Consider the following 19,992-nt stretch of genomic DNA (forward strand, 5'->3'; position numbering starts at 1 on the left):
CCAGTGTAAAACGGTCGTGGGCTGCGCCGGTAACCGCTTTGTTGCTAGCCTGTGGCCCGGGGCGCCCGGGGCGCAGGGGATGGCGCCCGGCTGCAATGGGATGGAGGGAGAAGGTGGTGCACGGGGAGACAAACCGGATACGGGGGCAGGCGGCTGTGCGGTTGCTGCTGGGCATGGGGCTGTGGGCCTGCGCACGTATTGCAGTGGCTGATACGCCCGTGGCGGCGGACGATCCCGCTTGCCCTTCGCAGGACTTCACCCATTTCCTGCAACGCTTCGCCGACCCGGCCGATGACCGGGTGCGCCTGCGTTACACCTCCGACCCACTGGAGTACGAGGTGCCGATGCACACCGTGCGCGATGACCACGAGGGGCTGGCGCCCACACACATCGTGCTGGAGCAGGGTGCCGCGCGGTTGAAACGTTTCAACTACCGCTACCTGGCCGCGTTCAATCTGTTCGTGCCTTCGCCGGTAAGCCGCGATCCGGCCGCGCTGGAGCGCATGCGCGCCGGCGCCTACAACGCGCCCACACGCATCGAAGCGATCGATGACAACGGGCAGCGCGTGACCTTCGGCAGCGACGCCGAGCGCGATACCTACACCTTCGCGCGCCGCTACGGCTGCTGGATGCTGACGCGCGCCAGCAACCTGCGCGATTGAGCGGGCGCTGCGGCGGTGATGTCTATTTGTCTGCCGGGCGGTGGTCGTAACTGATCACCCGCTCGGCCTGCCATCGGCCATCCACGCGGCGCCAGACCTGGATGAAACGGGCCTGGCCGGTCCAGCGTTCAACGCCATCGGCGCCGCGCTCATGGAAGCGGTGATCGCCCACTTCCAGGGCGCGATCGTCCTGCAGCGGAAAGACCTGCAGTGAGCTCTCCACCAGCTCGCGCCGCAGGTGCCAGCCCCCCTTGCGCGCGTTGTCGCACAGGGTGGCCACGCTGCGGCGGAAGTCCTCGCGGCTGTTGGCGGACTTGCCATCCTTGTCATGGAAGAACTCCATGTCTTCGGTGGTCATCGCGGCGGCCCTGTCGGCATCGCAGGCATCGAAGGCCACGGCGAACAGCTGCGTGTCGGCCGCGCGGATCTGCTCGCGCAGGGTGTCGCTGGCGGGGGAGGTGCCGGCGACGGCGGCGGCGAGCAGGGGCAGGGCGAGCAGCATGGCGTGGCTCCATTGAGGACCGGCGCAGACTGGCATGGGCGATGGCGCCCGGTAACCGGGGCATGACGAAACCGGCGCAGGGCCCGACCAATGCCGTTCATGCGGGTGCGAACCGATGTACCGGCTGACCGGTGCCCGTGTACGCGATGTCATGGCCTGAGCCGGATCCATCACGGGCGGCTCCGGTGCGATTGCCTAGGCTGGGCTCCTCTTTCCCCCGGGAGTTCCCATGGCTACCTCCTCCGTCCGACTGCACATTGAAGACACCGGCGGCACCGGCCGCCCGGTCATCCTGATCCATGGCTGGCCGCTGTCTGCCGAATCCTGGAAGGCGCAGGTGCCGCTGCTGCGCGATGCCGGTTATCGCGTGATCAGCTACGACCGTCGCGGCTTCGGCCGCTCGGACAAGCCCGCCGATGGCTACGAGTACGACACCTTGGCCGCTGACCTGGCCGGCCTGATCGACGAACGCGACCTGCGCGATGTCACCCTGGTCGGCTTCTCGATGGGCGGTGGCGAAGTGGCGCGCTACATCGCCAACCATGGTGAAGACCGCCTGCACAGCGTGGTGTTCGCTGCGGCCGTGCCGCCGTACCTGTTCAAGGGCGCGGACAATCCCGAAGGGCCGCTGACCCAGGAAAAGGCGGATGAGATGCGCCAGGGGCTGGAGAAGGACCGGGAGTCGTTCTTCGACGGCTTTACCCGCGATTTCTTCAGTGCCGACGGCAAGCTGATGGTCACCGAGGACGAGCGCCAGGCCGCCATCGCGCTTGCCCATCAATCTGACCAGTCCGCTGCGCTGGGGTGCATGAAGGCGTTCGCCACCACCGATTTCCGTGCGGACCTGAAGAAGGTGACCGTACCGACGCTGGTGCTGCACGGTGACAGCGATGCGACGGTGCCGTTCGAAGGTTCAGGCAAGCGCACGCATGCGGCCATCGCCGGCAGCGAGGTGGTGGTGCTGAAGAATGCACCTCATGGCTGCAATACCAGCCACGCCGATGACTTCAATCTGGCGTTGCTGGAATTCCTGAAGAAGTAACACCCACTACGGCATCATCCGCACATGCCCACTGCCCGCACGCCGCCCTGGAAGAAGCCCAACCCGAAGGGCCAGAAGACGCAGCCGCTGACGGAGGCGCAGAAGGCGGCGGCGCGGCAGCGGGCAGAGGAGAACGGGCGCCGTTACCCGAACCTGGTGGACAACATGTGGGCGGCGAAACTGCCGCGCGGTTGAAGCCTTACTGGCTGTTGCGCCCCGGCCACGGCTGCCAACCCCATTCCCGCCATGGCGCGACGGTGCGCGGCTGTATCGTCAGCGTAACGTTGGACGATGCGCTGCACTGGTACAGAGCATCACGTAGCAGGGCCACATCCACCGGCTGCGCCGTGGCCACCTGCAGCAGCGTGCCGCGGTGCCGCACCTGCACCGGCAGTACTCCGTGCACCTCGACCAGATTGCCGGTACGGGCTCTGCGGTAGCGCAAGGTGATGGGGCGGACAGTGCGATGCAGCACAGGTGCGCAGGCGTCCAGCAGGTGCAGTTGCTGCTGCATGGGCGCGCGGACCTCGATGACGGTAGAGGGATATCCCAAGGTGCTCTCGACCAGCACCTGGAAGCGGGCGCCATCGGGCATCAGGTAGACGGTCAGGCCCACCGTGCCGATGAACGCCATTGCCGCGAGCAGGACCCAGCTGCGCGGCACCTTGGGCGGCAGGGTGAAGTGCTGCAGGCCCGGTCTGCGCCGACGCATGCGGCGATAGCGTCGCTGTGCTGCGGGGCTGGGCAGCAGGCTGTCATCCGGCAGTGCAATCACGCGCGGCGGAAGGCGGGCCAGCCGCGCATTGATCACGCGTGCGCCAAGCATCGCAACCAACCCGCCAAGCAGAACCGGCAGCAGGGTACGCACGAGCAGATACAGCCCTACCATCGCCAGCTCTCCTGAAGGAGTAGACATGATCGCGCATCCTCCAGGGTCGTGTCGCATCTGCCAGCCGACAGCGGCCGTTGGCTTGGCTAGCATGCGCGTCACTCGCTGGGACTACGTCGATGACCGCCTTCACTGCCCGCCTCGGACGCTTCTTTGGCGCCGGCCTGATGTTGTTGCTGCTGCAGGTGCTGGCGCTGCTGTCGGTGGGCTTGGCCGCAGGCCATTTCCACCAGCGCGTGGCCTTGCTGCTGGAGCCCCTGTCTTTGGCCTGCGGCGGCGCCGATCCTGCTGCCCGGATGCTGGTTGCCGAGCAGCTGTTGGCACGTGCCGGCGCGCTGGACGACTGGCAGCCGCTGTGCTGGCTGCCGATGGCAACGCTGGTGCTGGCCCTGCTGGGTACGCTGCTGGTCTGCGTGCACTGGCTGCGCCATGTGGATGCACCGCTGCGCCGCAGCGCTTGGGGCCTGCTTGCCCTGCATGCGGCGGCGCTACTGCTGGCGAGCGTGATGCTTCGACTGTATGAGCATGTGTGGGCGGGCATCACCACTGCGCTGCCTGCAGCATGCATGACAGACCTGACACCAGACGGACATGCGCTCCCGTCCTCGATGCGGCGATGGCTGTTGCAGATCTTCGCCAGGGCCGACCTGACGCCGCCGCACGCACCTGATGCGCTGGCGATCATCCTGTGTGGACTGCTGCTGGCCGCGATGGTGGTTGGGCTCTGGCTGTGGCGCACCACCTCGCAGCTGACCCGGTTCTGACGCCAGCGCGGGCCGCTGACTGGCATCGACCGGTGCTTCTGCGGCACGCTATGCGGATGAATACGGAAACTTCAACCAAGCAGACCAGCAAGTTCCTCAGCCTGGTGCTGCGCCATGAACCCGGGAAAATCGGGTTGATCCTGGACGGCCAAGGCTGGGCCAACGTCGACGAACTGCTGCAGAAGCTGGCTGCACACGGGCACGCGCTCGACCGTGGCGGACTGCAGCACATCGTTGCGAGCTGCAACAAGCAACGCTTTGCACTGAGCGATGATGGCCAGCGTATCCGCGCAAACCAGGGGCATTCGGTCGCGGTCGATCTTGGACTGGTGCCGGTGGCGCCGCCGCAGTGGCTGTACCACGGCACGGTTTCGCGCTTCGTCGGCTCGATCCGCGAGCAGGGCCTGCATGCGGGCGAGCGCCATCACGTGCATCTGTCACTGGACCGGGAGACGGCCCACCAGGTCGGTGCTCGCCGCGGTGCGCCGGTGATCCTCAGCGTGCACGCAGGGCGCATGCATGCCGATGGGCACGTATTCCACCGCTCGGCCAATGGTGTCTGGTTGACCGACCACGTGCCGCCGCAGTACATCGCCGACTGACCCGCTCTGGCGCTGCGGCCGGGTCCACACTCGGCGGCAAGGCCCAATCGCGTTACAGTCGCTGCATCCTCGTCCCATGGATGTACCGATGCGTCTGTTCCTGCGTGCATTGCCGTTGCTGTTGTTGTCATTGACTGTCCACGCTGCCGAAGTCGATCGGCGCATCGCGGTGACCATTGACGATCTGCCGTGGGCGCGCCTGGATGAAATCGTGCCAGCCGATCTGCAGGCACGCCATGCCGCACTGATGGCGCAGCTGCGCCAGGCCGATGTGCCGGTGGTGGGCTTCGTCAACGAGAACAAGCTGGAAGTGGATGGCCAGGTGCAGCTGGCGCGCGTGCAGATGCTGCGCGACTGGTTGGATGCCGGCTACGAACTCGGCAACCACACCTGGTCGCACATGGACCTCAACGCCAAAGGCGTGCCGGCGTTCCAGCAGGACTTCCTGCGCGGCGAGCAGGTGCTGCGACCACTGCTGGCCGAGCGTGGGCAGACGCCGCAATGGATGCGCCATCCTTACCTGCGTGCGGGCCGTACGCCGGAAGACCGCGTGGCCATGGACGTGTTCTTCAAGCAGCACGGCTACCGCGTTGCGCCGGTGACGGTCGACAACGGTGAGTGGGTGTGGGCCTTCGCCTATGCCAACGTGATGAACGAGCAGCCCGATTCACCGCAGCGCGAGGCGACGCTGGCGAGCCTGCGCAAGGGCTATGTGCCTTACATGCTGAACAAGGTGGATTACTACGAGCAGCAGTCACAGGCGCTGCTGGGGTATGCGGTGCCGCAGGTGTGGCTGATGCATGCCAACGAGCTCAACGCGGCGACGTTCGCCGAGCTGGTGGCGGCCACCAAGCGCCGTGGCTATCGCTTCGTGTCGCTGCAAGAAGCCGTGCGCGACCCCGCCTATGCGCGCGGCGCCGAGGGCTACAGTGGTCGCTATGGGCCGAGCTGGCTGCACCGCTGGGCGATGGCCGAGAACAAGCCCAAGGCGTTCTACGCCGGCGAGCCGGAAGTACCGAAGTGGGTGATGAAGCTGGCCAAGGTGGAAGGCGAGTGAGCCTCAGCGCTTGACGGCCAGCACGCCATCGAGCGCCAGCTCGGCCTTGAAGCCGGCCTTTTCCAGGCGCTTGGCCACTTCGCGCGGCACGTCGCGGCCGCTGGTCAGCTTGTTCGGCGCGCCGGTGTAGTGGAACAGGCGGCCACCCTTGCGGATGACGCGGGCGAGATGGTCGTAGAACACCTGCGAGTACAGTTCGCCGGCAATGCCGAAGCGCGGCGGGTCGTGCAGGATCGCATCGACGCTGTTGCTGGCGACCTGTTCGATCTGCTGCGAGACGTCGCCGTGGCTGAAGTGCAGGCGGCCGCCCGCGGCGGCTGAGTCAGGATCGGGCGACCACGGATTGAGCGTGCGCAGCCACATCACGTCGGCGTTCTTCTCGAACGAGCGGATCTGGCCGACGCCGGCCTCCAGTGCGCAGGCGGCGAAGTAGCCAAGCCCACCGCAGGTATCGAGGAGGCTTTTGCCCGCCGGGGCGACCAGCTCGACCTTGCGGCGCGCGTCCTCGAACGGCGACAGCTTGGAGGTCGGCAGCATCTTGATGCCGTCGATCTCGAAGGTCGGTGCGCCCCACTCGGTCGGCACCAGCTTGATCAGCGAGCCGCTGAAGCGGGAGATGGAGCAGAACTCCTCGCCATCCCAGTAGTACAGCGTGCGGTCCTTCAGCTTGCCCGGCCACGGATAGTGCTGGCCGCGGAAGGTGAAACCCTCGGCATCCAGCTTTACCGCCGCTTCGCTGCGGCCCAGATCGAGCGAGCCCGACCACTCGGTGGCGCCCTTGTCGTGGGCACGGCGCAGGATGTCAGCGCTGTCGCGGGTCAGCAGGGGGCCGGAGTAGTGGGGCACGGTGGGTAGCGGGAGGATTCGGGGGAGGGCATGGTACCGCAGGCGCTGTGCAGCCGAGCCGGACATGGGCGCGGCGCTACCGCAGGTCGGTGCAGCTGAATCCGTGGATGGTTCCCTCTCCCGAGATGAGGCCGACGCCTCGCGAGGGCTGCATTCCCCGCAACGCGCACGAACGGCGATGGACATCCTGGGTGGCGGCTGGCTGCCGGTCGAAGTCGTAGCGCATGCTGCCGTCTTCCTGCAGCAGCCAGTGCACGGTTACGCGTTCGGCGCGTTGCCCTTCGATCTCCCAGTCGAAGGTACGCATCACCACGATCTCGCCATCAGCGGTCTCACGCACCTCGTCGTAAGCACCCTGGGTCTTTGCAACGATTGCGGCCAGCAGGAGAAGAACGGTCATCGGAATTCCTCCTCGAAACCGGCAGCGTGTGCCAGCGGCATCGCTGAGGCCATGGGAAGAATTGCAATGTGGCCGCTACTGGCACTTCACCGCATACACCGGCCCGGCGCCGATCAGCAGCAGCGCCATGTAGTCGCTGTCGCGTGCCCGGGCCTTCAGCGTGGCGCCGTCCTTGACGCGGAAGATGCCGAAGCCGCCGGCCATCCGGATCAGCGCGCTGTCGATCTGGTCGGCGTCATCGCGGAAGTACTGCTGGATGTCGCTGCGGCTGGCTTTGTACAGCGCATTGGGTTCGCGCTGCCAGTGGCCATCGCGTTCGAACGAGACGAAGTACTGGCTTGCTTCCCTTTCGATACGGAACTCGGCGGACTTGCGCGGACTGGTGGCGAAGCAGCCGAGCATCGGGTCGGAGGAGAACGGCAGCTGGGTGTCGCCGGAACAGGCCACCAGCAGCAGGAGGGCACCGGGCAGCAGCAGGCGGAGCGTGCGCATGGGATGTCCCGACGGGGCAGGTGCGGCCAGTGTAGGCAGCACGCAGCCGTGGCCGGTACAGATTTTCGGCAAGAACCGTCGCCCTGCTGGCGTCACGCGCTGCGGTGGATCTCCACGGTGACATGCACCAGTTCCTCGTGGATCGCCAGCGCCTGGCGCACGGTATCCGGATCCAGCGTGGCATCACTGGTGACCACGCTGGCGGCGACGGCGTACTTGCCGCGCCCCACCTGCCACACGTGCAGGTCGGCCAGGCGTGCCGGCCACGGACCCTGCTCGATCACTTCGCGTACCTCGGCCACCACCGGCGCATCCATCTGCGCGTCGAGCAGGATGCGGCCGCTGTCGCGCAGCAGGCCGATTGCCCAGACGGTGACCAGCACCGCGCCGACCAGGCCCATCACCGGATCCAGCCAGGTCAGGCCGAGCAGCTTGCCGCCCAGCAGGGCGACGATGGCCAGCACCGAGGTGGCGGCGTCGGCCAGCACGTGCACGTAGGCCGAACGCAGGTTGAGGTCGTGGCCGTGGGAATGGTCGTGGCCGTGATCGTCATCGTGGTGATGACCATGATGATCGCCATGGCCGTGCCCGTGTCCATGGTGGTGGTGGGCGTGGCCGGGACTGTCATGCAGCCACCATGCGCACAGCAGGTTCACACCCAGGCCGACCGCGGCGATGGCGATGGCTTCGTTGTAGTGGATGGGCGCGGGCACCCACAGGCGTTCCAGCGATTGCACGGCCATCAGCGCGGCGACGCCGAGCAGGGCGATGGCGCTGGTATAGCCGGCCAGGATCTCGATCTTCCAGGTGCCGAAGGCGAAGCGCGGATCGTGCGCGTAGCGCCGTGCGCAGCGGTAGGCGAACACCGACAGGCCCAGTGCCAGCGCGTGCGAGCTCATGTGCCAGCCGTCGGCCAGCACGGCCATGGAGTTGAACCACCAGCCACCGACGATCTCCACCAGCATCATGCTGACGGTGAGCCACATCGCGCGGCGGGTGTTGCGTTCGGCCAGCGGATTGCCGTCGTCGAAGCGGTGCTCGTGGCGACGGGCGGCGGCGAGGGCGTCCAGGTGCATGGCGGCGGTCAGGCTTGGGTGGATACCCCCATAGGGTATATGATCCTGCCATGGCCCATGTACACAGAAATCGAAAGCAGCTGCTGACCCGGGTGCGCCGCATCGGCGGGCAGGTGGCGGCGCTGGAACAGGCATTGAACACGCCCGAGGGCGAGACAGGCGACTGCGCCGACGTGCTGGTGCAGGTGGCGGCCGTGCGTGGCGCTGCCCACAGCCTGCTGATGGAACTGCTGCACGAGCATCTGCAGGAACACGTGGTGGGCGCGGAAGACCCGGCGCAGCGGGCGGCCGAAGCCGAGGTGCTGGTGGAACTGCTGCGGCGTTACGGCAAATAGCTGGGTAGTGCCGGCCGCTGGCCGGCAACCTCATGACCTGCGGACGATGCCTGCAGTTGTCGGCCAGCGGCCGGCACTAGCTTCTGCGGTGCCGGTGCTGCGCGTTCCACAGGTGCGTGGCGGCCAGCAGCAGGCTGCCGGTGACCGTCAGCGGGGTCTCCCAGGCGTGCGAGGGCAGTGCCAGCGCCCCGGCCATCAACAGCGCCAAGCCCATGCCCGCGCTCAGCCATGCCAGCGCAGGCAGCGGCTGGCGGCGTTCGGCGCGCCACAGGGCAAAGCCGGTCATCGGCAGCGCGATGGCGACGAAGACCAGGTGCACCCACTCCGCTTCGGCCCAGACGCCGAACAGCGGCAGCGCGGCCGCCAGCAGGGGCAATGCCAGGCAATGCAGCAGGCACAGGCTGGACAGGGCGACGGCGCCGGCATCAAGCAGAGCGGCAGAGGGCGACTTCATGCGGGGAGATTCCTTGCGCGACAATTGTTATACAGTAACATTTCTATTCCGCAGCCAGCCCGCTCCGACATGAACACTGTTTCCCGCGCCGACCGCCGCCTTCCGGTCACCGTGCTTTCCGGCTTCCTCGGTGCCGGCAAGACCACCCTGCTCAACCAGATCCTGCGCAACCGCGATGGCCTGCGGGTGGCGGTGATCGTCAACGACATGAGCGAGGTCAACATCGATGCGCAGCTCGTGCGCGATGGCGGCGCCGAACTGCGTCGCACCGAAGAGACGCTGGTGGAGTTCAGCAACGGCTGCATCTGCTGCACGCTGCGCGACGATCTGCTGCAGGAGGTGCGGCGCTTGGCCGACAGCGGCCGCTATGACTACCTGCTGATCGAATCGACCGGGATCGGCGAGCCGATGCCGGTGGCGGCGACCTTCGCGGTGCGCGACGAACACGGCTTCAGCCTGAGCGATATCGCACGGCTGGACACGATGGTGACGGTGGTGGATGGCAGTGCCTTCCTGGCCGATTTCGGTTCCACACTGCGCCTGGCCGAGCGTGGCCAGCAGGCGGGGCCGGATGATGATCGTGGCGTGGTCGATCTGCTGTGCGAGCAGGTGGAATTCGCCGATGTGATCGTGGTCAGCAAGGTGGACCAGGTGGACGACGAAGTGCTGCAGGACACGCTGGCCGTGCTGCGCGGCTTGAATCGCGACGCGAAGCTGCTGCTGTCCAGTTTCGGCGACGTGCCGCTTGCCGAGCTGCTGGATACCGGTCGCTTCGATTTCGAGCGCGCGCAGCAGGCCCCCGGTTGGGTGAAGGAACTGCGTGGCGAGCACACGCCGGAAACCGAGGAGTACGGCATCGGCAGCTTCGTCTATCGCTCACGGCGGCCGTTCCATCCCGCTCGCTTCGCGCGCACATTGCAGCACGGCATGCCCGGGGTGATCCGCAGCAAGGGCTGGTTCTGGCTGGCCAACCGCATGGACTGGGTGGGTGAGTTGAACAGTGTGGGCGCGGCCACACGCACCCAGGCGGCGGGCTTCTGGTATGCGGCGCGCGAGCGGGTGCGCGCCGGCCAGGAGGACACCACGCCGTTGCTGCCGCCAACGCCGCTGCCTTACAGCGATCTGGGCTGGGCCCGGCAGCAGGCCGACTGCTGGAGCGCGCCGCTGCCGGACGTACGGGAATTCCCGGACGCGGCCGCGCACTCGGCGATGGCACGCCTGTGGCATCCGCTGTGGGGTGACCGCCGGCAGGAACTGGTGGTGATCGGCGTGCACATGGACGAGCGTGTGGTGCGGTCGGCCCTGGATGCGTGCCTGCTCAACGACACCGAGCTGCAGGCCGGGCCCTTGCTGTGGCAGCAGATGCCGCAGGCGTTCCCGGTGTGGAAGCGTTGATGCGTCTGCGCCACGCGTGGATGAGAGGCTGGCAGTAGATCCACGCCATGCGTGGATGAATGCCTGCAGGAGCCGAGCACGTGCTCGGCCCTACAACGCATCGCGCCACCGCCAACCTGCATCACCGACCTGCAGCACCTGCGTTGGCCGCAGGGCCTGCAGCAGGTGAGTGTCATGGCTGACCATCAGCAACGCCCCCGGCCACGCCGCCAGCAGTTCTTCCAGCGCCTGCAGCGCTGCAAGGTCCAGGGCGTTGCCCGGCTCGTCCAGCAACAGTAGCTGCGGGGCAGGATCGGCGTACAGCACGCTGGCCAGCGCACCCTTCACCCGCTCGCCATCGCTGAGGCTGCTGGCCGGGCGCTGGACGCGTTGCGCATCCAGGCCCAGCAGGGCAAGACGCGTACGCAGTTCACCCGCATCGGCCGCGGGATTCGCAGCGCGCACGGCATCGAGGATGCTCTGTTCACCTGCAAGCCCCAGCAGTTGCTGGTCGAGCAGGGCCAGCGGCGCATGCCGCTGCACCTGACCGCTGCGCGCCGCCAGCTGTCCGGCCAGTACGCGCAGCAAGGTCGACTTGCCGCTGCCGTTGTCGCCCACGACGGCGATGCGCTGGCCGCGCCGGATCTCCAGCTGCAGCGCCGCGTTGCAGCCATGCGGCAGCACCAGATCGTGCGCCTGCAGCAGCCGGGCCTGACCACGCTCGCCTTCGCCACTGAACAACGCCAGTTCTGGTGCCACGTGTACTGCCGCAGCGGCGGCGCGCACCTGCGCTGCGCTGGCCTGCAGGCGATCACTCTGGATCTGCTGCGCACGGCCGTGGCTCGCTTCGGCGCGCTGCTTCTGCCGACCGAGCAGGATCGGTGCCTGGTTGGCCTCGCGCGCTTCGCGGTTGCCACGTGCCTGCCGCTGCTGCTGGCGCTCGTTCTGTTCGCGCGCGCTGCGTTGCTGCTGCCGGTGCTGGGCACGGGCATGCTCCAGCTGCGCGGCGGCGGCCTCGCGTTCGGCGGCGCGTGTGTCGGCATAGTGCTGCCACGGTCCGCCGTAACGATGCAGGCCGTGCGCGTCCAGTTCGACGATCTGCGCCATCTGCGCGAGCAGGCCACGGTCGTGGCTGATGGCCAGCAGGCCGCCCTGCCACTGCTGCAGCTGTGCGTACAGCTGGTGGCGATGCCGGGCGTCGAGATGATTGCTTGGCTCGTCGAGGATCAGCCAGTCCGCGCCGCTGGCCCACGCACCGGACAGCGCCACCTGCATCGCCTGGCCGCCACTGAGCCGGGAGGCGGGCTGCGCCGGATCAAGGTCGGCCGGCAGCTGCATCGCCTGCCACTGCTGCTGCAGGCGTTCGCGCAGGTTCCAGTGGTCGCCCACGCAGGCGAAATCGGCTTCATCGATGCTGCCTGCTTCGATGCGCGCCAGTGCCGCCAGTTCGGCGCCGACGCCGGCCAGTTCACCCACCGTGCCACGTGGCGGATAGCCCGGCGTAGGCAACAGGAACACCTGGCCACTGCGGTGCACGCGGCCATCGTCGGGCGACAGCTGGCTGGCGAGCAAGCGCGCGAGCACGCTCTTGCCAGCGCCATTGGCGCCGACCAGCCCGGTGGCCACCGGTTCGAAGGAAAAGGACAGATCGGAAAACAACGGTCGGCCATCGGCCAACCGATACGACACGCGATCGAGCGTGAGGGAATGCGAAGTCATGCGACCTCCATGGATGCCTGGTTCTCCCCTGCGCGCAGGGGCGGGAAGAGTCGGGCCGTCTAGTGCGAAGACGGCGGCATCACTGGCGCATTGGTCGCGAGCCTCGGTGGGGAATGAGCGGGCAGTATAGCGCCGCGAGCTGAATGGTCGCGGCCGTGGCGCTAGGTCAGGGCACCGTATCCAGCCGCGCGCCGACAAATTCGATGAATACCCGCAGCTTCGGCAGCACGTGGCGGCCGGAGGGCCACAGCAGGTGGAAGATGCCGCAGGAATGCACGTGCTCTTCAAGCACGGTGACCAGCCGGCCATCGGCCAGTGCATCGCGCACCGAATGCACCGGCACGAACGCCAGGCCTCCGTCGCGCAGCGCCAGTGCCACCCGCGCTTCGATGGTGTTGGCGACCAGGTGCACCGGCAGATCCTGTGCCGTTTCGCCTTCGGGCCAGAGGATCGGCCATGGCTCGAGCTTGCCGGTGCTGGGGAAGCGGTAGTGCAGCAGGCGGTGCTGCAGCAGGTCGCCCGGCGTGCGTGGAACGCCATGCCGTTGCAGGTACGCCGGCGATGCAACCACGCGGCGTGGGAACACCCCGAGGCGACGCGCGGTGAGGCGTGAATCGCTGGGCTCGCCAACGCGCAGCACGGCGTCGAAGCCTTCCTCGATGACATCGACCAGGCGATCGCAGAAATCCAGCTCCAGCCGGATGTCCGGGTAGGCCGCCATGAATTCGGCCATCAGCGGCAGGGTCAGGTCGCCCACCAGCGGCAGGCTGATGCGCAGGGTTCCGCTGGGGGTTGCATGTTGCTGGGCCAGTTCGGTGCGTGCGGCATCGCGTTCGTCGAGGATGCGGCGGCAGCGTGCCAGGAACAGCTGGCCCTCGGCCGTGAGGGTGATGCTGCGCGTGCTGCGGTGGAACAGGCGCACGCCGAGTGCGTGTTCAAGCCGGGCCACGCACTTGCCGGCGGCCGAGGCGGAGATGCCCTGCACGCGGCCGGTGTCGACGAAGCTGCGGGTGTCCGCGGCGTGGACGAAGGTCTGCAGGTTGGCCAGGTTGTCGAGGACGGACATGGGGCAGGTCGCTGCGAAAGTGGGCAGGGTAGGGCGCGGCAGTCCGGCCCGCTGACGTGGCCCGCGCAACACTGCGGTGCGCGGGCCTGGCGGGGCGGTACGGCCCAGCGGTTCCGGGCATCATGCCGATTGCGGACCTTGCGGTCCATGATGCACGGAGCCCCGCCCCGCTTTTTGCCGGTGCCGGAGCTGCCTACCGTGGCGGGCCTCTCCCCACGGATCACCCCGATGACACTCGCCCTTCCTGTTGATACCGCACCGGCGCTGCCCGCGGTGAGCGCACTGCTGCGGACCGTGCATCCACAGCGCCTGGTCGGTGCGGTGGTACTGGTGCGCGAGCACGGCGTGCTGCGCCACGCCAGCGCCAGTGGCCTGGCCGACCGTGAATCGAACACGCCGATGCGCCGCGACCACCTGTTCCGGCTGGCCTCGGTGAGCAAGCCGCTGCTGACCACGGTGATCCTGCGCCTGGTAGCCGAGGGGGTGCTGGACCTGGACGCGCCGTTGCAGCGCTGGTTGCCGGCGTTCCGCCCGGCACTGGCCGATGGCAGTCGCCCGCCGATCAGCCTGCGCCAGCTGCTCAGCCACAGCAGTGGGCTGGGCTACCGCTTCCTGGAAGCCGATGCTCAAGGGCCCTATGCCCAGGCGGGTGTGAGCGATGGCATGGACGCGAACCCGGTGACGCTGCAGCAGAACGTGCAGCGTATCGCGGAGGCGCCGCTGTTGTTCGCGCCGGGCAGCCAGTGGCTGTACTCGCTGGGCGTGGATGTGGCGGGCGCCGTGGCTGAAGCGGCCACCGGCGAAAGGTTGCAGGTGTTGTTCGACCGGCTGCTGGCGCAGCCGCTGGGCCTGCGCGACACCGCGTTCGCCACCGCCGAGCGCGCTCGTCTGGCCACGCCGTATGTCAGTGACACGCCGCAGCCGCATCGGTTGCGGGAGGGCGAGGTGGTGCCTGCGTTCGAGGGCTCGGTGGGCATCGAGTACAGCGTGGCGCGGGCGACCGACTCACACCGCTATCCGTCGGCAGGCGCGGGGCTGGTGGGCAGTGCCGACGAGGTGATGGCCGTGCTGGAAGCGTTGCGCGATGTGCGCGCCTCGCAGCTGCTGCCGGACAGCGTGGTTGCACAGATGGGAACCCCGCAGGTCGGCGAGCTGGGACCGGTTGATCCGCCGGGTTGGGGCTTCGGCCTCGGCTTTGCGGTGCTGCGTGATGCAGCGGCCAGCGGCACACCGCAGACCGCAGGGACATGGCGTTGGGGCGGTGCTTACGGCCACAGCTGGTTCGTGGACCCGGCGCGTGGCCTGAGCGTGGTCGCGCTGACCAACACGCTGTACGAAGGCATGCATGGCGCGTTTGTCGATGAACTGCGCGATGCGGTGTACGCCGATCTGGAGACGGTGCGATGAGCGGCCACGCAATTGATGCAGGGGTTCCGGCGGGTGAAGCAACGCGCCTGCCGTGGCGCGGGCTGCTGGCACTGGCCGGTGGTGGCTTCATCACCCTGCTGACCGAAACGCTGCCAGCGGGCGTGCTGCGGCCGATGGGCGAAAGTCTCGGCGTCAGCGATGCGGCCGCAGGGCAGCTGGTGAGCGTGTATGCACTGGGCTCGGTGCTGGCTGCATTGCCGATGACCGCGTTGACCCAGCGCCTGCCGCGCCGTCCGCTGCTGCTGGCGGCGATTGCCGGCTTCATGGTGGTCAACACCGTGACCGCGCTGAGCCACGACTACGTGCTGACCCTGGTGGCGCGCTTCCTGGCAGGTGTGGGGGCGGGCCTGCTGTGGTCGCTGGTGGCCGGCTATGCCGCGCGCATGGTGGTGCCGGAACTGCAGGGAAGGGCGATCGCGGTAGCGATGATCGGCTCGCCGCTGGCGCTGTCGCTGGGAGTGCCGGCCGGCACCTTGCTGGGCCAGCAGATCGGGTGGCGCTGGGCGTTCGCGTTGATGAGCGTGCTGGCGGTGCTGCTGCTCGGCTACGCCCGATGGGCGCTGCCCGCGTTGCCGGCGGCCGGTGCAGGCCGGCGCATGTCGCTGGGCTCGGTCTGGCGCATGCCCGGCATCCGCAGCACGCTGCTGGTGATGGTGCTGTACGTGCTGGCGCACAACGTGCTGTACACCTACATCGAGCCGTTGGCAGTGCAGGCCGGCGCCGGGGCGTGGCTGGACCGGCTGCTGCTGGCATTCGGCATCGCCGCGATCGTGGGCATCGCCATCGCCGGCTGGGGCGTGGACCGCCACCTGCGCGCGCTGGTGTGGGCCAGCGTGATCGGCTTCGTGATGGCGGTGGCTTCGCTGCTGCTGTGGCCAGGCGTGCCGGGCGTGCTGCTGCTGGTGACGATCCTGTGGGGCGTCGCGTTCGGTGCGGTACCCACCCTGTTCCAGACCGCCCTGGCGCGCCGCGCCGGTGCCGCCGCCGACCTGGCGCAGTCGATGCTGGTGACCGGCTGGAACCTGGCCATCGCCGCCGGCGGCGTCGGCGGCGGCCTGATGCTGCAGGCCAGCGGCGCCCAGCACCTGGCCTGGCTGCCGTTGCTGCTGCTGGTGGTGTGTGGCCTGTGGGTCTGGGCGCGGCCGAAGGCCTGGGCGTAGGCGTCGATCGAGGATGACGGGGTTGCCGGCCAGCGGCCGGCACTACTCCAGCCGAAGCTCAACAGCGCGCGCGAGCGCAGCGACCCGCTGTTGCTTTTCTCTTCTCTTTTACGTGGTGGAACGCCGCAGAGATCTGTACCGGCCAGCCCACGAACCGCTCTTAGCGACCCACCACGAGGGGCGGCGCCGTTCGCGGGCTACTCCGCCGCCTGCTCGCGCTCGAACGGCACGCTGCGCGGATTCTGCATGTGCTCCCGCGCCGCGCCGTACTGCTGCTGGCGCTTGCGGTGGAAGGCGATGAACTCATCGCGCGGCAACGGCCGCGAGAACAGCCAGCCCTGGCCGAACTGCACGTGCTGGCTGTGCAGGTAGGCCAGCTGCGCTTCGGTTTCCACACCTTCGGCCACCACCCACAGGCCCAGCTCGCGGGCCATGCCGATGATGTGCGGCGTAACCGGGCTGGTCGCGCTTTCGGTGCCGATCGCATCGACGAAGGACTTGTCGATCTTCAGTGCATCCAGCGGCAGCTGCTGCAGGTACTGCAGGCTGGAATAGCCGACGCCGAAATCATCGATGGCCACGCTGTGGCCCGCGCGCCGCGCCGCGGCCAGCATGGTGCGGGCACGGTCGATGTCGAGGAAGCCATGTTCGGTGGCCTCCAGCCAGATCTGCTGCGGCAGGATGCCGCTGCCGGCCATGCGCTGCGAGATCACCTTCAGCGCCCGTCCGCTGCTGATGTCCTCGGCCGCCAGGTTGATCGCGATGTGTGCACTGCGATCCTCGGCCAGCAGCTCACGCATGTCGGCAACCACGTTCTCGATCACCAGATCGGTGATGGCAGCGATCATTCCGGCTTCTTCGGCCAAGGGAATGAACAGGTCCGGACGCACCTGCGTGCCGTCGGGGCGCTGCCAGCGCACCAGCGCTTCGGCGCCGACGCAGATGCCGGTGTCCAGTTCGATGATGGGCTGGTAGTGCAGGTAGAGTTCGCGGCGGCGGATGGCGATGCCCAGTTCGCCGCGCATCGACAGCCGTCGTCGCGACAGCCAGATCACCAGGCCGGCACCGGCGGCGGCCATCAGCAGGCCCAAGGGCACGAACAGCCACGCCTGCTGCCGGAACGTGGCCGCCAGCGCGGTGCGCGGCGCCGTGGCGATTGCCAGCCATTCACCGCTGCGCGCGCTGGCATACAGGGTGTCGCGGTCCAGGCCCTCGCCGGGCTCACGCAGCAGGCGCTGCAGCAGGGCCGGGTCCATGCCATCCTGCTGGGTCAGCAGCCGTCCATCCGGACTTGCCAGGGCCAGCCGCACGTCCGGATCGACGATGACGTCGACGAATCGCCGAGGGTCGACCAGCACGTCGTAGGACCCGTACATCATGGACAGCATCGGCCGCCGGCCAGCCGCCTCGGGGCGCACGTTGACGGTGATGCCGGCACCATCGCTGGTGACGTGGTCCGGCGTGGGCTGGTCCACATCCTGCTGGAACGGCCCCCACGACGTGCAGCGCAGCTTGCCGCCCTCGAAGTAGCCCATCTGGTCCGACGACGGCGTGGTCATCACCAGGGTCTGCATGCGCTGGATGTGTTCGGCCCCGCAGGGCGGCAGCACGGTGGCCTCGGCCGACTTCAATGCCGCCAGCGCTTCCTGGTAGGACACTTCGGTACGGCGCAGGCTGCGCTCGGCGATGGCATGCAGCCGCTGCTGTTCGACACTTACGGCACGGTCCCAGGTGGCATAGACCATGACCGCGATCGGCACTGCCGCGGCCAGCACGGCCAGGACGGTGCCGCCGATGATGACCCGCAGTCGGCTCATGACCGGGGCTCCAGAGAGGTGTGCAGGGCTGGGCACATGGGCGGGGCCGGTCCTTGGGCGATGGCGGTATATGAACACGGCGCAGGGCTGGGCGGAATGGGACAAAGGCGGTAACGGGTCACATTGTGGTGAAAGTGACACTTGCTGACGGCCCTGGGCCGTCCGGCGCTGGCGTTGTGGCAGCGGGAGGACTAACGTCGAACGCTTCGCCCGCCCCTTCCCGCGCCCATGACCGAGCCCGCCACGCCCCCCGAGCACCTGCGCCGCAGCCTGTCCAACCGCCACCTGCAACTGATCGCCATCGGCGGTGCCATCGGCACCGGCCTGTTCATGGGTTCGGGCAAGACCATCAGCCTGGCCGGCCCGTCCATCGTATTGGTCTACCTGATCATCGGCGCGATGCTGTTCTTCGTGATGCGGGCGATGGGCGAGTTGCTGCTGTCCAACCTGCAGTACAAATCCTTCATCGATTTCTCCACCGATCTGCTTGGCCCATGGGCCGGGTTCTTCTGCGGGTGGACGTACTGGTTCTGCTGGATTGTCACCGCCATCGCCGACGTGATCGCCATCGCCGCCTATGCGCAGTTCTGGTTCCCGGGACTGGAAGCGTGGAAACCGGCGCTGGCCTGCGTGATGCTGCTGCTGTCGTTGAACCTGGTGACGGTGAAGCTGTTCGGCGAAATGGAGTTCTGGTTCGCGCTGATCAAGATCGTGGCGATCTGCGCGCTGATCATCACCGGTGCTGGACTGGTGGCGTGGGGCTTCACTTCGCCCAGCGGCCACACCGCATCGCTGTCGAACCTGTGGAATGACGGCGGCATGTTCCCGATGGGCCTGGTGGGTTTCTTCGCCGGTTTCCAGATCGCGGTGTTCGCCTTCGTCGGCATCGAGCTGGTGGGCACCACCGCTGCGGAAACGGCTGACCCCGAGCGCAACCTGCCCAAGGCGATCAACTCGATTCCCGTGCGCATCATCATCTTCTACGTGCTGGCGCTGATCGCGATCATGGCGGTGACCCCATGGCGCCAGGTGGTGCCGGACAAGAGCCCGTTCGTGCAGCTGTTCGTGCTGGCCGGCATTCCCGCCGCCGCCAGCCTGATCAACTTCGTGGTGCTGACCTCGGCCACGTCCTCGGCCAACAGCGGCATCTTCTCCACCAGCCGCATGCTGTATGGCCTGGCCGAGGAAGGCCACGCACCACGTGGCCTGTCCAAGCTCTCGCGCGCTGCAGTGCCGGCACGGGGCCTGCTGTTTTCCTGCCTGTGCCTGCTGGGCGGCACCCTGCTGATCTACCTGATCCCCAACCTGGTGACCGCCTTCACCCTGGTGACAACCCTGGCGACGGTGTTGTTCATCTTCGTGTGGTCGCTGATCCTGGTGGCCTACATGGTCTACCGCCGCCGCTACCCCGAGCGCCACGCGGCCTCGATCTTCAAGATGCCCGGCGGCGTGGCGATGTGCTGGGCCTGCCTGGTCTTCTTTGCTGCGGTACTGGTGCTGCTGAGCCTGCAGGCCGACACCCGCCAGGCGCTGATCGCCAGCCCAGCGTGGTTCGTGCTGCTGGGCGCCGGTTATTGGCTGCGGCGGGAGATGGCGAGATAGTCAGCAAGACCCTCGCCAACAGATCCAACGGCCCCGGTGAGTCCCATCCACGCATGGCGTGGATCTACGTGTCGACCAAGGTCGACACCCACCGACAGCCGCATGAGATGGCGCAGTAGTCAGCAACACCCTCGCCAACAGATCCAACGGCCCGGTGAGTCCCATCCACGCATGGCGTGGATCTACGTGTCGACCAAGGTCGACACCCACCAACAGCCGCGTGGTCGACACCCACCAGCAGCCGCGGGAGATGGCGCAGTAGTCAGCAAGACCCTCGCCAACAGATCGAGCGGCCTCGGCGAGTCCCATCCACGCATGGCGTGGATCTACGTGTCGACCAAGGTCGACACCCACCAACAGCCGCATGGTCGACATCCTTCAGCCGCCGCGGGAGATGGCGCAGTAGTCAGCAAGACCCTCGCCAACAGATCGAGCGGCCTCGGCGAGTCCCATCCACGCATGGCGTGGATCTACACGTGTCGACCAAGGTCGACACCCACCAGAAGCCGCGTGGTCGACACCCATCAACAGCCGCATGGTCGACACCCACCAACAGCAGCACAGAACACCGTTCCCAGATCGCGGAAATCTGTCGAAGGCGGGGTGGGGGGGGGGGGGGGGGGGGGGGGGGGCGGGGGTGGGGGGGGGGGGGGCCCCCGGGGGGGGGGGGGGGGGCCCCCCCCCCCCGCCCCCCCCCCCCCCCCC

The 19,992-nt window shown here is 67.9% G+C and carries 21 protein-coding genes; 11 read left to right on the forward strand and 10 right to left on the reverse strand.

All coding sequences use genetic code 11. The features are described from left to right. The first annotated feature begins 203 nt into the window (after nucleotides 1-203). Nucleotides 204-662, forward strand: a complete 459-nt coding sequence (locus tag ABIA73_RS13655; protein WP_354275921.1) for a hypothetical protein — start codon at nucleotides 204-206, stop codon at nucleotides 660-662. Nucleotides 663-684: 22 nt separating this feature from the next. Here the strand turns inward: ABIA73_RS13655 and ABIA73_RS13660 are convergent, their stop codons facing one another. Further along, the gene (locus ABIA73_RS13660; RefSeq protein ID WP_354275922.1) at nucleotides 685-1,164 is read right to left on the reverse strand and encodes a DUF4440 domain-containing protein; all 480 of its coding nucleotides are present in this window, start codon (nucleotides 1,162-1,164) and stop codon (nucleotides 685-687) included. 229 nt (nucleotides 1,165-1,393) lie between these two features. Here ABIA73_RS13660 and ABIA73_RS13665 point away from each other — a divergent pair, with 229 nt between their 5' ends. Together ABIA73_RS13665 and ABIA73_RS13670 are read left to right on the forward strand one after the other, a co-directional pair. Continuing rightward, nucleotides 1,394-2,206 carry an alpha/beta fold hydrolase gene (locus tag ABIA73_RS13665; RefSeq protein ID WP_354275923.1) on the forward strand — a complete coding sequence of 271 codons (813 nt, stop codon included), beginning with the start codon at nucleotides 1,394-1,396 and terminating at the stop codon, nucleotides 2,204-2,206. Between the two features lie 24 nt (nucleotides 2,207-2,230). Beyond that, complete coding sequence (locus ABIA73_RS13670) at nucleotides 2,231-2,401, forward strand: hypothetical protein (protein ID WP_099782623.1); 171 nt, start codon at nucleotides 2,231-2,233, stop codon at nucleotides 2,399-2,401. 4 nt (nucleotides 2,402-2,405) lie between these two features. On the opposite strand, the gene ABIA73_RS13675 is transcribed toward ABIA73_RS13670, so the two are convergent. Further along, nucleotides 2,406-3,122, reverse strand: a complete 717-nt coding sequence (locus tag ABIA73_RS13675) for a hypothetical protein (protein ID WP_354275924.1) — start codon at nucleotides 3,120-3,122, stop codon at nucleotides 2,406-2,408. A gap of 92 nt (nucleotides 3,123-3,214) precedes the next feature. Here ABIA73_RS13675 and ABIA73_RS13680 point away from each other — a divergent pair, with 92 nt between their 5' ends. From ABIA73_RS13680 to ABIA73_RS13690, 3 genes are all read left to right on the forward strand, one after another. Next, nucleotides 3,215-3,859: a hypothetical protein gene (locus ABIA73_RS13680; RefSeq protein WP_354275925.1), complete on the forward strand. Its 645-nt coding sequence runs from the start codon at nucleotides 3,215-3,217 to the stop codon at nucleotides 3,857-3,859. A 56-nt stretch (nucleotides 3,860-3,915) separates the two neighbouring features. Continuing rightward, the gene (locus ABIA73_RS13685; protein WP_346603404.1) at nucleotides 3,916-4,461 is read left to right on the forward strand and encodes an RNA 2'-phosphotransferase; all 546 of its coding nucleotides are present in this window, start codon (nucleotides 3,916-3,918) and stop codon (nucleotides 4,459-4,461) included. A gap of 88 nt (nucleotides 4,462-4,549) precedes the next feature. Continuing rightward, a complete protein-coding gene (locus ABIA73_RS13690) occupies nucleotides 4,550-5,518 on the forward strand; it encodes a polysaccharide deacetylase family protein (RefSeq protein ID WP_354275926.1) in 969 nt (322 codons plus the stop codon). Nucleotides 5,519-5,521: 3 nt separating this feature from the next. Here ABIA73_RS13690 and ABIA73_RS13695 read toward each other — a convergent pair whose 3' ends face one another. The 4 genes from ABIA73_RS13695 to dmeF form a co-directional block, all read right to left on the reverse strand. After that, on the reverse strand, nucleotides 5,522-6,364 hold the full coding sequence (locus ABIA73_RS13695; RefSeq protein WP_059066062.1) for a class I SAM-dependent methyltransferase: 843 nt from the start codon (nucleotides 6,362-6,364) through the stop codon (nucleotides 5,522-5,524). 76 nt (nucleotides 6,365-6,440) lie between these two features. Then, on the reverse strand, nucleotides 6,441-6,764 hold the full coding sequence (locus tag ABIA73_RS13700; protein WP_059065827.1) for a hypothetical protein: 324 nt from the start codon (nucleotides 6,762-6,764) through the stop codon (nucleotides 6,441-6,443). Nucleotides 6,765-6,839: 75 nt separating this feature from the next. Beyond that, complete coding sequence (locus tag ABIA73_RS13705) at nucleotides 6,840-7,256, reverse strand: hypothetical protein (RefSeq protein WP_312962663.1); 417 nt, start codon at nucleotides 7,254-7,256, stop codon at nucleotides 6,840-6,842. 92 nt (nucleotides 7,257-7,348) lie between these two features. After that, nucleotides 7,349-8,332, reverse strand: coding sequence for a CDF family Co(II)/Ni(II) efflux transporter DmeF (dmeF, locus tag ABIA73_RS13710; RefSeq protein ID WP_059065829.1), 984 nt, complete (start codon nucleotides 8,330-8,332; stop codon nucleotides 7,349-7,351). Between the two features lie 50 nt (nucleotides 8,333-8,382). On the opposite strand from dmeF, the gene ABIA73_RS13715 reads away from it, so the two are divergent. Then, nucleotides 8,383-8,667 carry a metal/formaldehyde-sensitive transcriptional repressor gene (locus ABIA73_RS13715; protein ID WP_080150663.1) on the forward strand — a complete coding sequence of 95 codons (285 nt, stop codon included), beginning with the start codon at nucleotides 8,383-8,385 and terminating at the stop codon, nucleotides 8,665-8,667. A 76-nt stretch (nucleotides 8,668-8,743) separates the two neighbouring features. On the opposite strand, the gene ABIA73_RS13720 is transcribed toward ABIA73_RS13715, so the two are convergent. After that, nucleotides 8,744-9,121 (reverse strand): MerC domain-containing protein, encoded by a 378-nt coding sequence (locus tag ABIA73_RS13720; RefSeq protein WP_025879198.1) that lies wholly within the window; start codon nucleotides 9,119-9,121, stop codon nucleotides 8,744-8,746. Between the two features lie 69 nt (nucleotides 9,122-9,190). Here ABIA73_RS13720 and ABIA73_RS13725 point away from each other — a divergent pair, with 69 nt between their 5' ends. Next, a complete protein-coding gene (locus tag ABIA73_RS13725) occupies nucleotides 9,191-10,516 on the forward strand; it encodes a GTP-binding protein (protein WP_025879197.1) in 1,326 nt (441 codons plus the stop codon). 90 nt (nucleotides 10,517-10,606) lie between these two features. Here ABIA73_RS13725 and ABIA73_RS13730 read toward each other — a convergent pair whose 3' ends face one another. Together ABIA73_RS13730 and ABIA73_RS13735 are read right to left on the reverse strand one after the other, a co-directional pair. Then, entirely contained in the window at nucleotides 10,607-12,214 is a 1,608-nt protein-coding gene (locus ABIA73_RS13730) for an ATP-binding cassette domain-containing protein (protein WP_354275927.1), read from the reverse strand. 166 nt (nucleotides 12,215-12,380) lie between these two features. Further along, a complete protein-coding gene (locus tag ABIA73_RS13735) occupies nucleotides 12,381-13,280 on the reverse strand; it encodes a LysR family transcriptional regulator (protein ID WP_059065838.1) in 900 nt (299 codons plus the stop codon). 228 nt (nucleotides 13,281-13,508) lie between these two features. Between ABIA73_RS13735 and ABIA73_RS13740 the strand changes: the two genes are divergently transcribed. Both ABIA73_RS13740 and ABIA73_RS13745 read left to right on the forward strand, forming a co-directional pair. Then, on the forward strand, nucleotides 13,509-14,687 hold the full coding sequence (locus tag ABIA73_RS13740; protein WP_354275928.1) for a serine hydrolase domain-containing protein: 1,179 nt from the start codon (nucleotides 13,509-13,511) through the stop codon (nucleotides 14,685-14,687). Beyond that, nucleotides 14,684-15,868: an MFS transporter gene (locus tag ABIA73_RS13745; RefSeq protein ID WP_059065841.1), complete on the forward strand. Its 1,185-nt coding sequence runs from the start codon at nucleotides 14,684-14,686 to the stop codon at nucleotides 15,866-15,868. The genes ABIA73_RS13740 and ABIA73_RS13745 overlap by 4 nt, the downstream gene beginning before the upstream one ends. A 197-nt stretch (nucleotides 15,869-16,065) precedes the next feature. Here the strand turns inward: ABIA73_RS13745 and ABIA73_RS13750 are convergent, their stop codons facing one another. Further along, nucleotides 16,066-17,685, reverse strand: a complete 1,620-nt coding sequence (locus tag ABIA73_RS13750; RefSeq protein WP_354275929.1) for an EAL domain-containing protein — start codon at nucleotides 17,683-17,685, stop codon at nucleotides 16,066-16,068. 228 nt (nucleotides 17,686-17,913) lie between these two features. Between ABIA73_RS13750 and cycA the strand changes: the two genes are divergently transcribed. Beyond that, a complete protein-coding gene (cycA, locus tag ABIA73_RS13755) occupies nucleotides 17,914-19,287 on the forward strand; it encodes a D-serine/D-alanine/glycine transporter (RefSeq protein ID WP_354275930.1) in 1,374 nt (457 codons plus the stop codon). Nucleotides 19,288-19,992: the final 705 nt, after the last annotated feature.

This window comes from Stenotrophomonas sp. 2694, from assembly GCF_040548715.1.
Taxonomy (GTDB): domain Bacteria; phylum Pseudomonadota; class Gammaproteobacteria; order Xanthomonadales; family Xanthomonadaceae; genus Stenotrophomonas; species Stenotrophomonas indicatrix.

Excerpts from the sequence above, each read along its gene's own strand:
- ABIA73_RS13660 (WP_354275922.1), bottom strand. The coding sequence starts at position 1,164 with ATGCTGCTCGCCCTGCCCCTGCTCGCCGCCGCCGTCGCCGGCACCTCC.
- ABIA73_RS13665 (WP_354275923.1), top strand. The coding sequence starts at position 1,394 with ATGGCTACCTCCTCCGTCCGACTGCACATTGAAGACACCGGCGGCACC.
- ABIA73_RS13670 (WP_099782623.1), top strand. The coding sequence starts at position 2,231 with ATGCCCACTGCCCGCACGCCGCCCTGGAAGAAGCCCAACCCGAAGGGC.
- ABIA73_RS13675 (WP_354275924.1), bottom strand. The coding sequence starts at position 3,122 with ATGTCTACTCCTTCAGGAGAGCTGGCGATGGTAGGGCTGTATCTGCTC.
- ABIA73_RS13680 (WP_354275925.1), top strand. The coding sequence starts at position 3,215 with ATGACCGCCTTCACTGCCCGCCTCGGACGCTTCTTTGGCGCCGGCCTG.
- ABIA73_RS13685 (WP_346603404.1), top strand. The coding sequence starts at position 3,916 with ATGAATACGGAAACTTCAACCAAGCAGACCAGCAAGTTCCTCAGCCTG.
- ABIA73_RS13690 (WP_354275926.1), top strand. The coding sequence starts at position 4,550 with ATGCGTCTGTTCCTGCGTGCATTGCCGTTGCTGTTGTTGTCATTGACT.
- ABIA73_RS13700 (WP_059065827.1), bottom strand. The coding sequence starts at position 6,764 with ATGACCGTTCTTCTCCTGCTGGCCGCAATCGTTGCAAAGACCCAGGGT.
- ABIA73_RS13705 (WP_312962663.1), bottom strand. The coding sequence starts at position 7,256 with ATGCGCACGCTCCGCCTGCTGCTGCCCGGTGCCCTCCTGCTGCTGGTG.
- dmeF (WP_059065829.1), bottom strand. The coding sequence starts at position 8,332 with ATGCACCTGGACGCCCTCGCCGCCGCCCGTCGCCACGAGCACCGCTTC.
- ABIA73_RS13715 (WP_080150663.1), top strand. The coding sequence starts at position 8,383 with ATGGCCCATGTACACAGAAATCGAAAGCAGCTGCTGACCCGGGTGCGC.
- ABIA73_RS13720 (WP_025879198.1), bottom strand. The coding sequence starts at position 9,121 with ATGAAGTCGCCCTCTGCCGCTCTGCTTGATGCCGGCGCCGTCGCCCTG.
- ABIA73_RS13725 (WP_025879197.1), top strand. The coding sequence starts at position 9,191 with ATGAACACTGTTTCCCGCGCCGACCGCCGCCTTCCGGTCACCGTGCTT.
- ABIA73_RS13730 (WP_354275927.1), bottom strand. The coding sequence starts at position 12,214 with ATGACTTCGCATTCCCTCACGCTCGATCGCGTGTCGTATCGGTTGGCC.
- ABIA73_RS13735 (WP_059065838.1), bottom strand. The coding sequence starts at position 13,280 with ATGTCCGTCCTCGACAACCTGGCCAACCTGCAGACCTTCGTCCACGCC.
- ABIA73_RS13740 (WP_354275928.1), top strand. The coding sequence starts at position 13,509 with ATGACACTCGCCCTTCCTGTTGATACCGCACCGGCGCTGCCCGCGGTG.
- ABIA73_RS13745 (WP_059065841.1), top strand. The coding sequence starts at position 14,684 with ATGAGCGGCCACGCAATTGATGCAGGGGTTCCGGCGGGTGAAGCAACG.
- ABIA73_RS13750 (WP_354275929.1), bottom strand. The coding sequence starts at position 17,685 with ATGAGCCGACTGCGGGTCATCATCGGCGGCACCGTCCTGGCCGTGCTG.
- cycA (WP_354275930.1), top strand. The coding sequence starts at position 17,914 with ATGACCGAGCCCGCCACGCCCCCCGAGCACCTGCGCCGCAGCCTGTCC.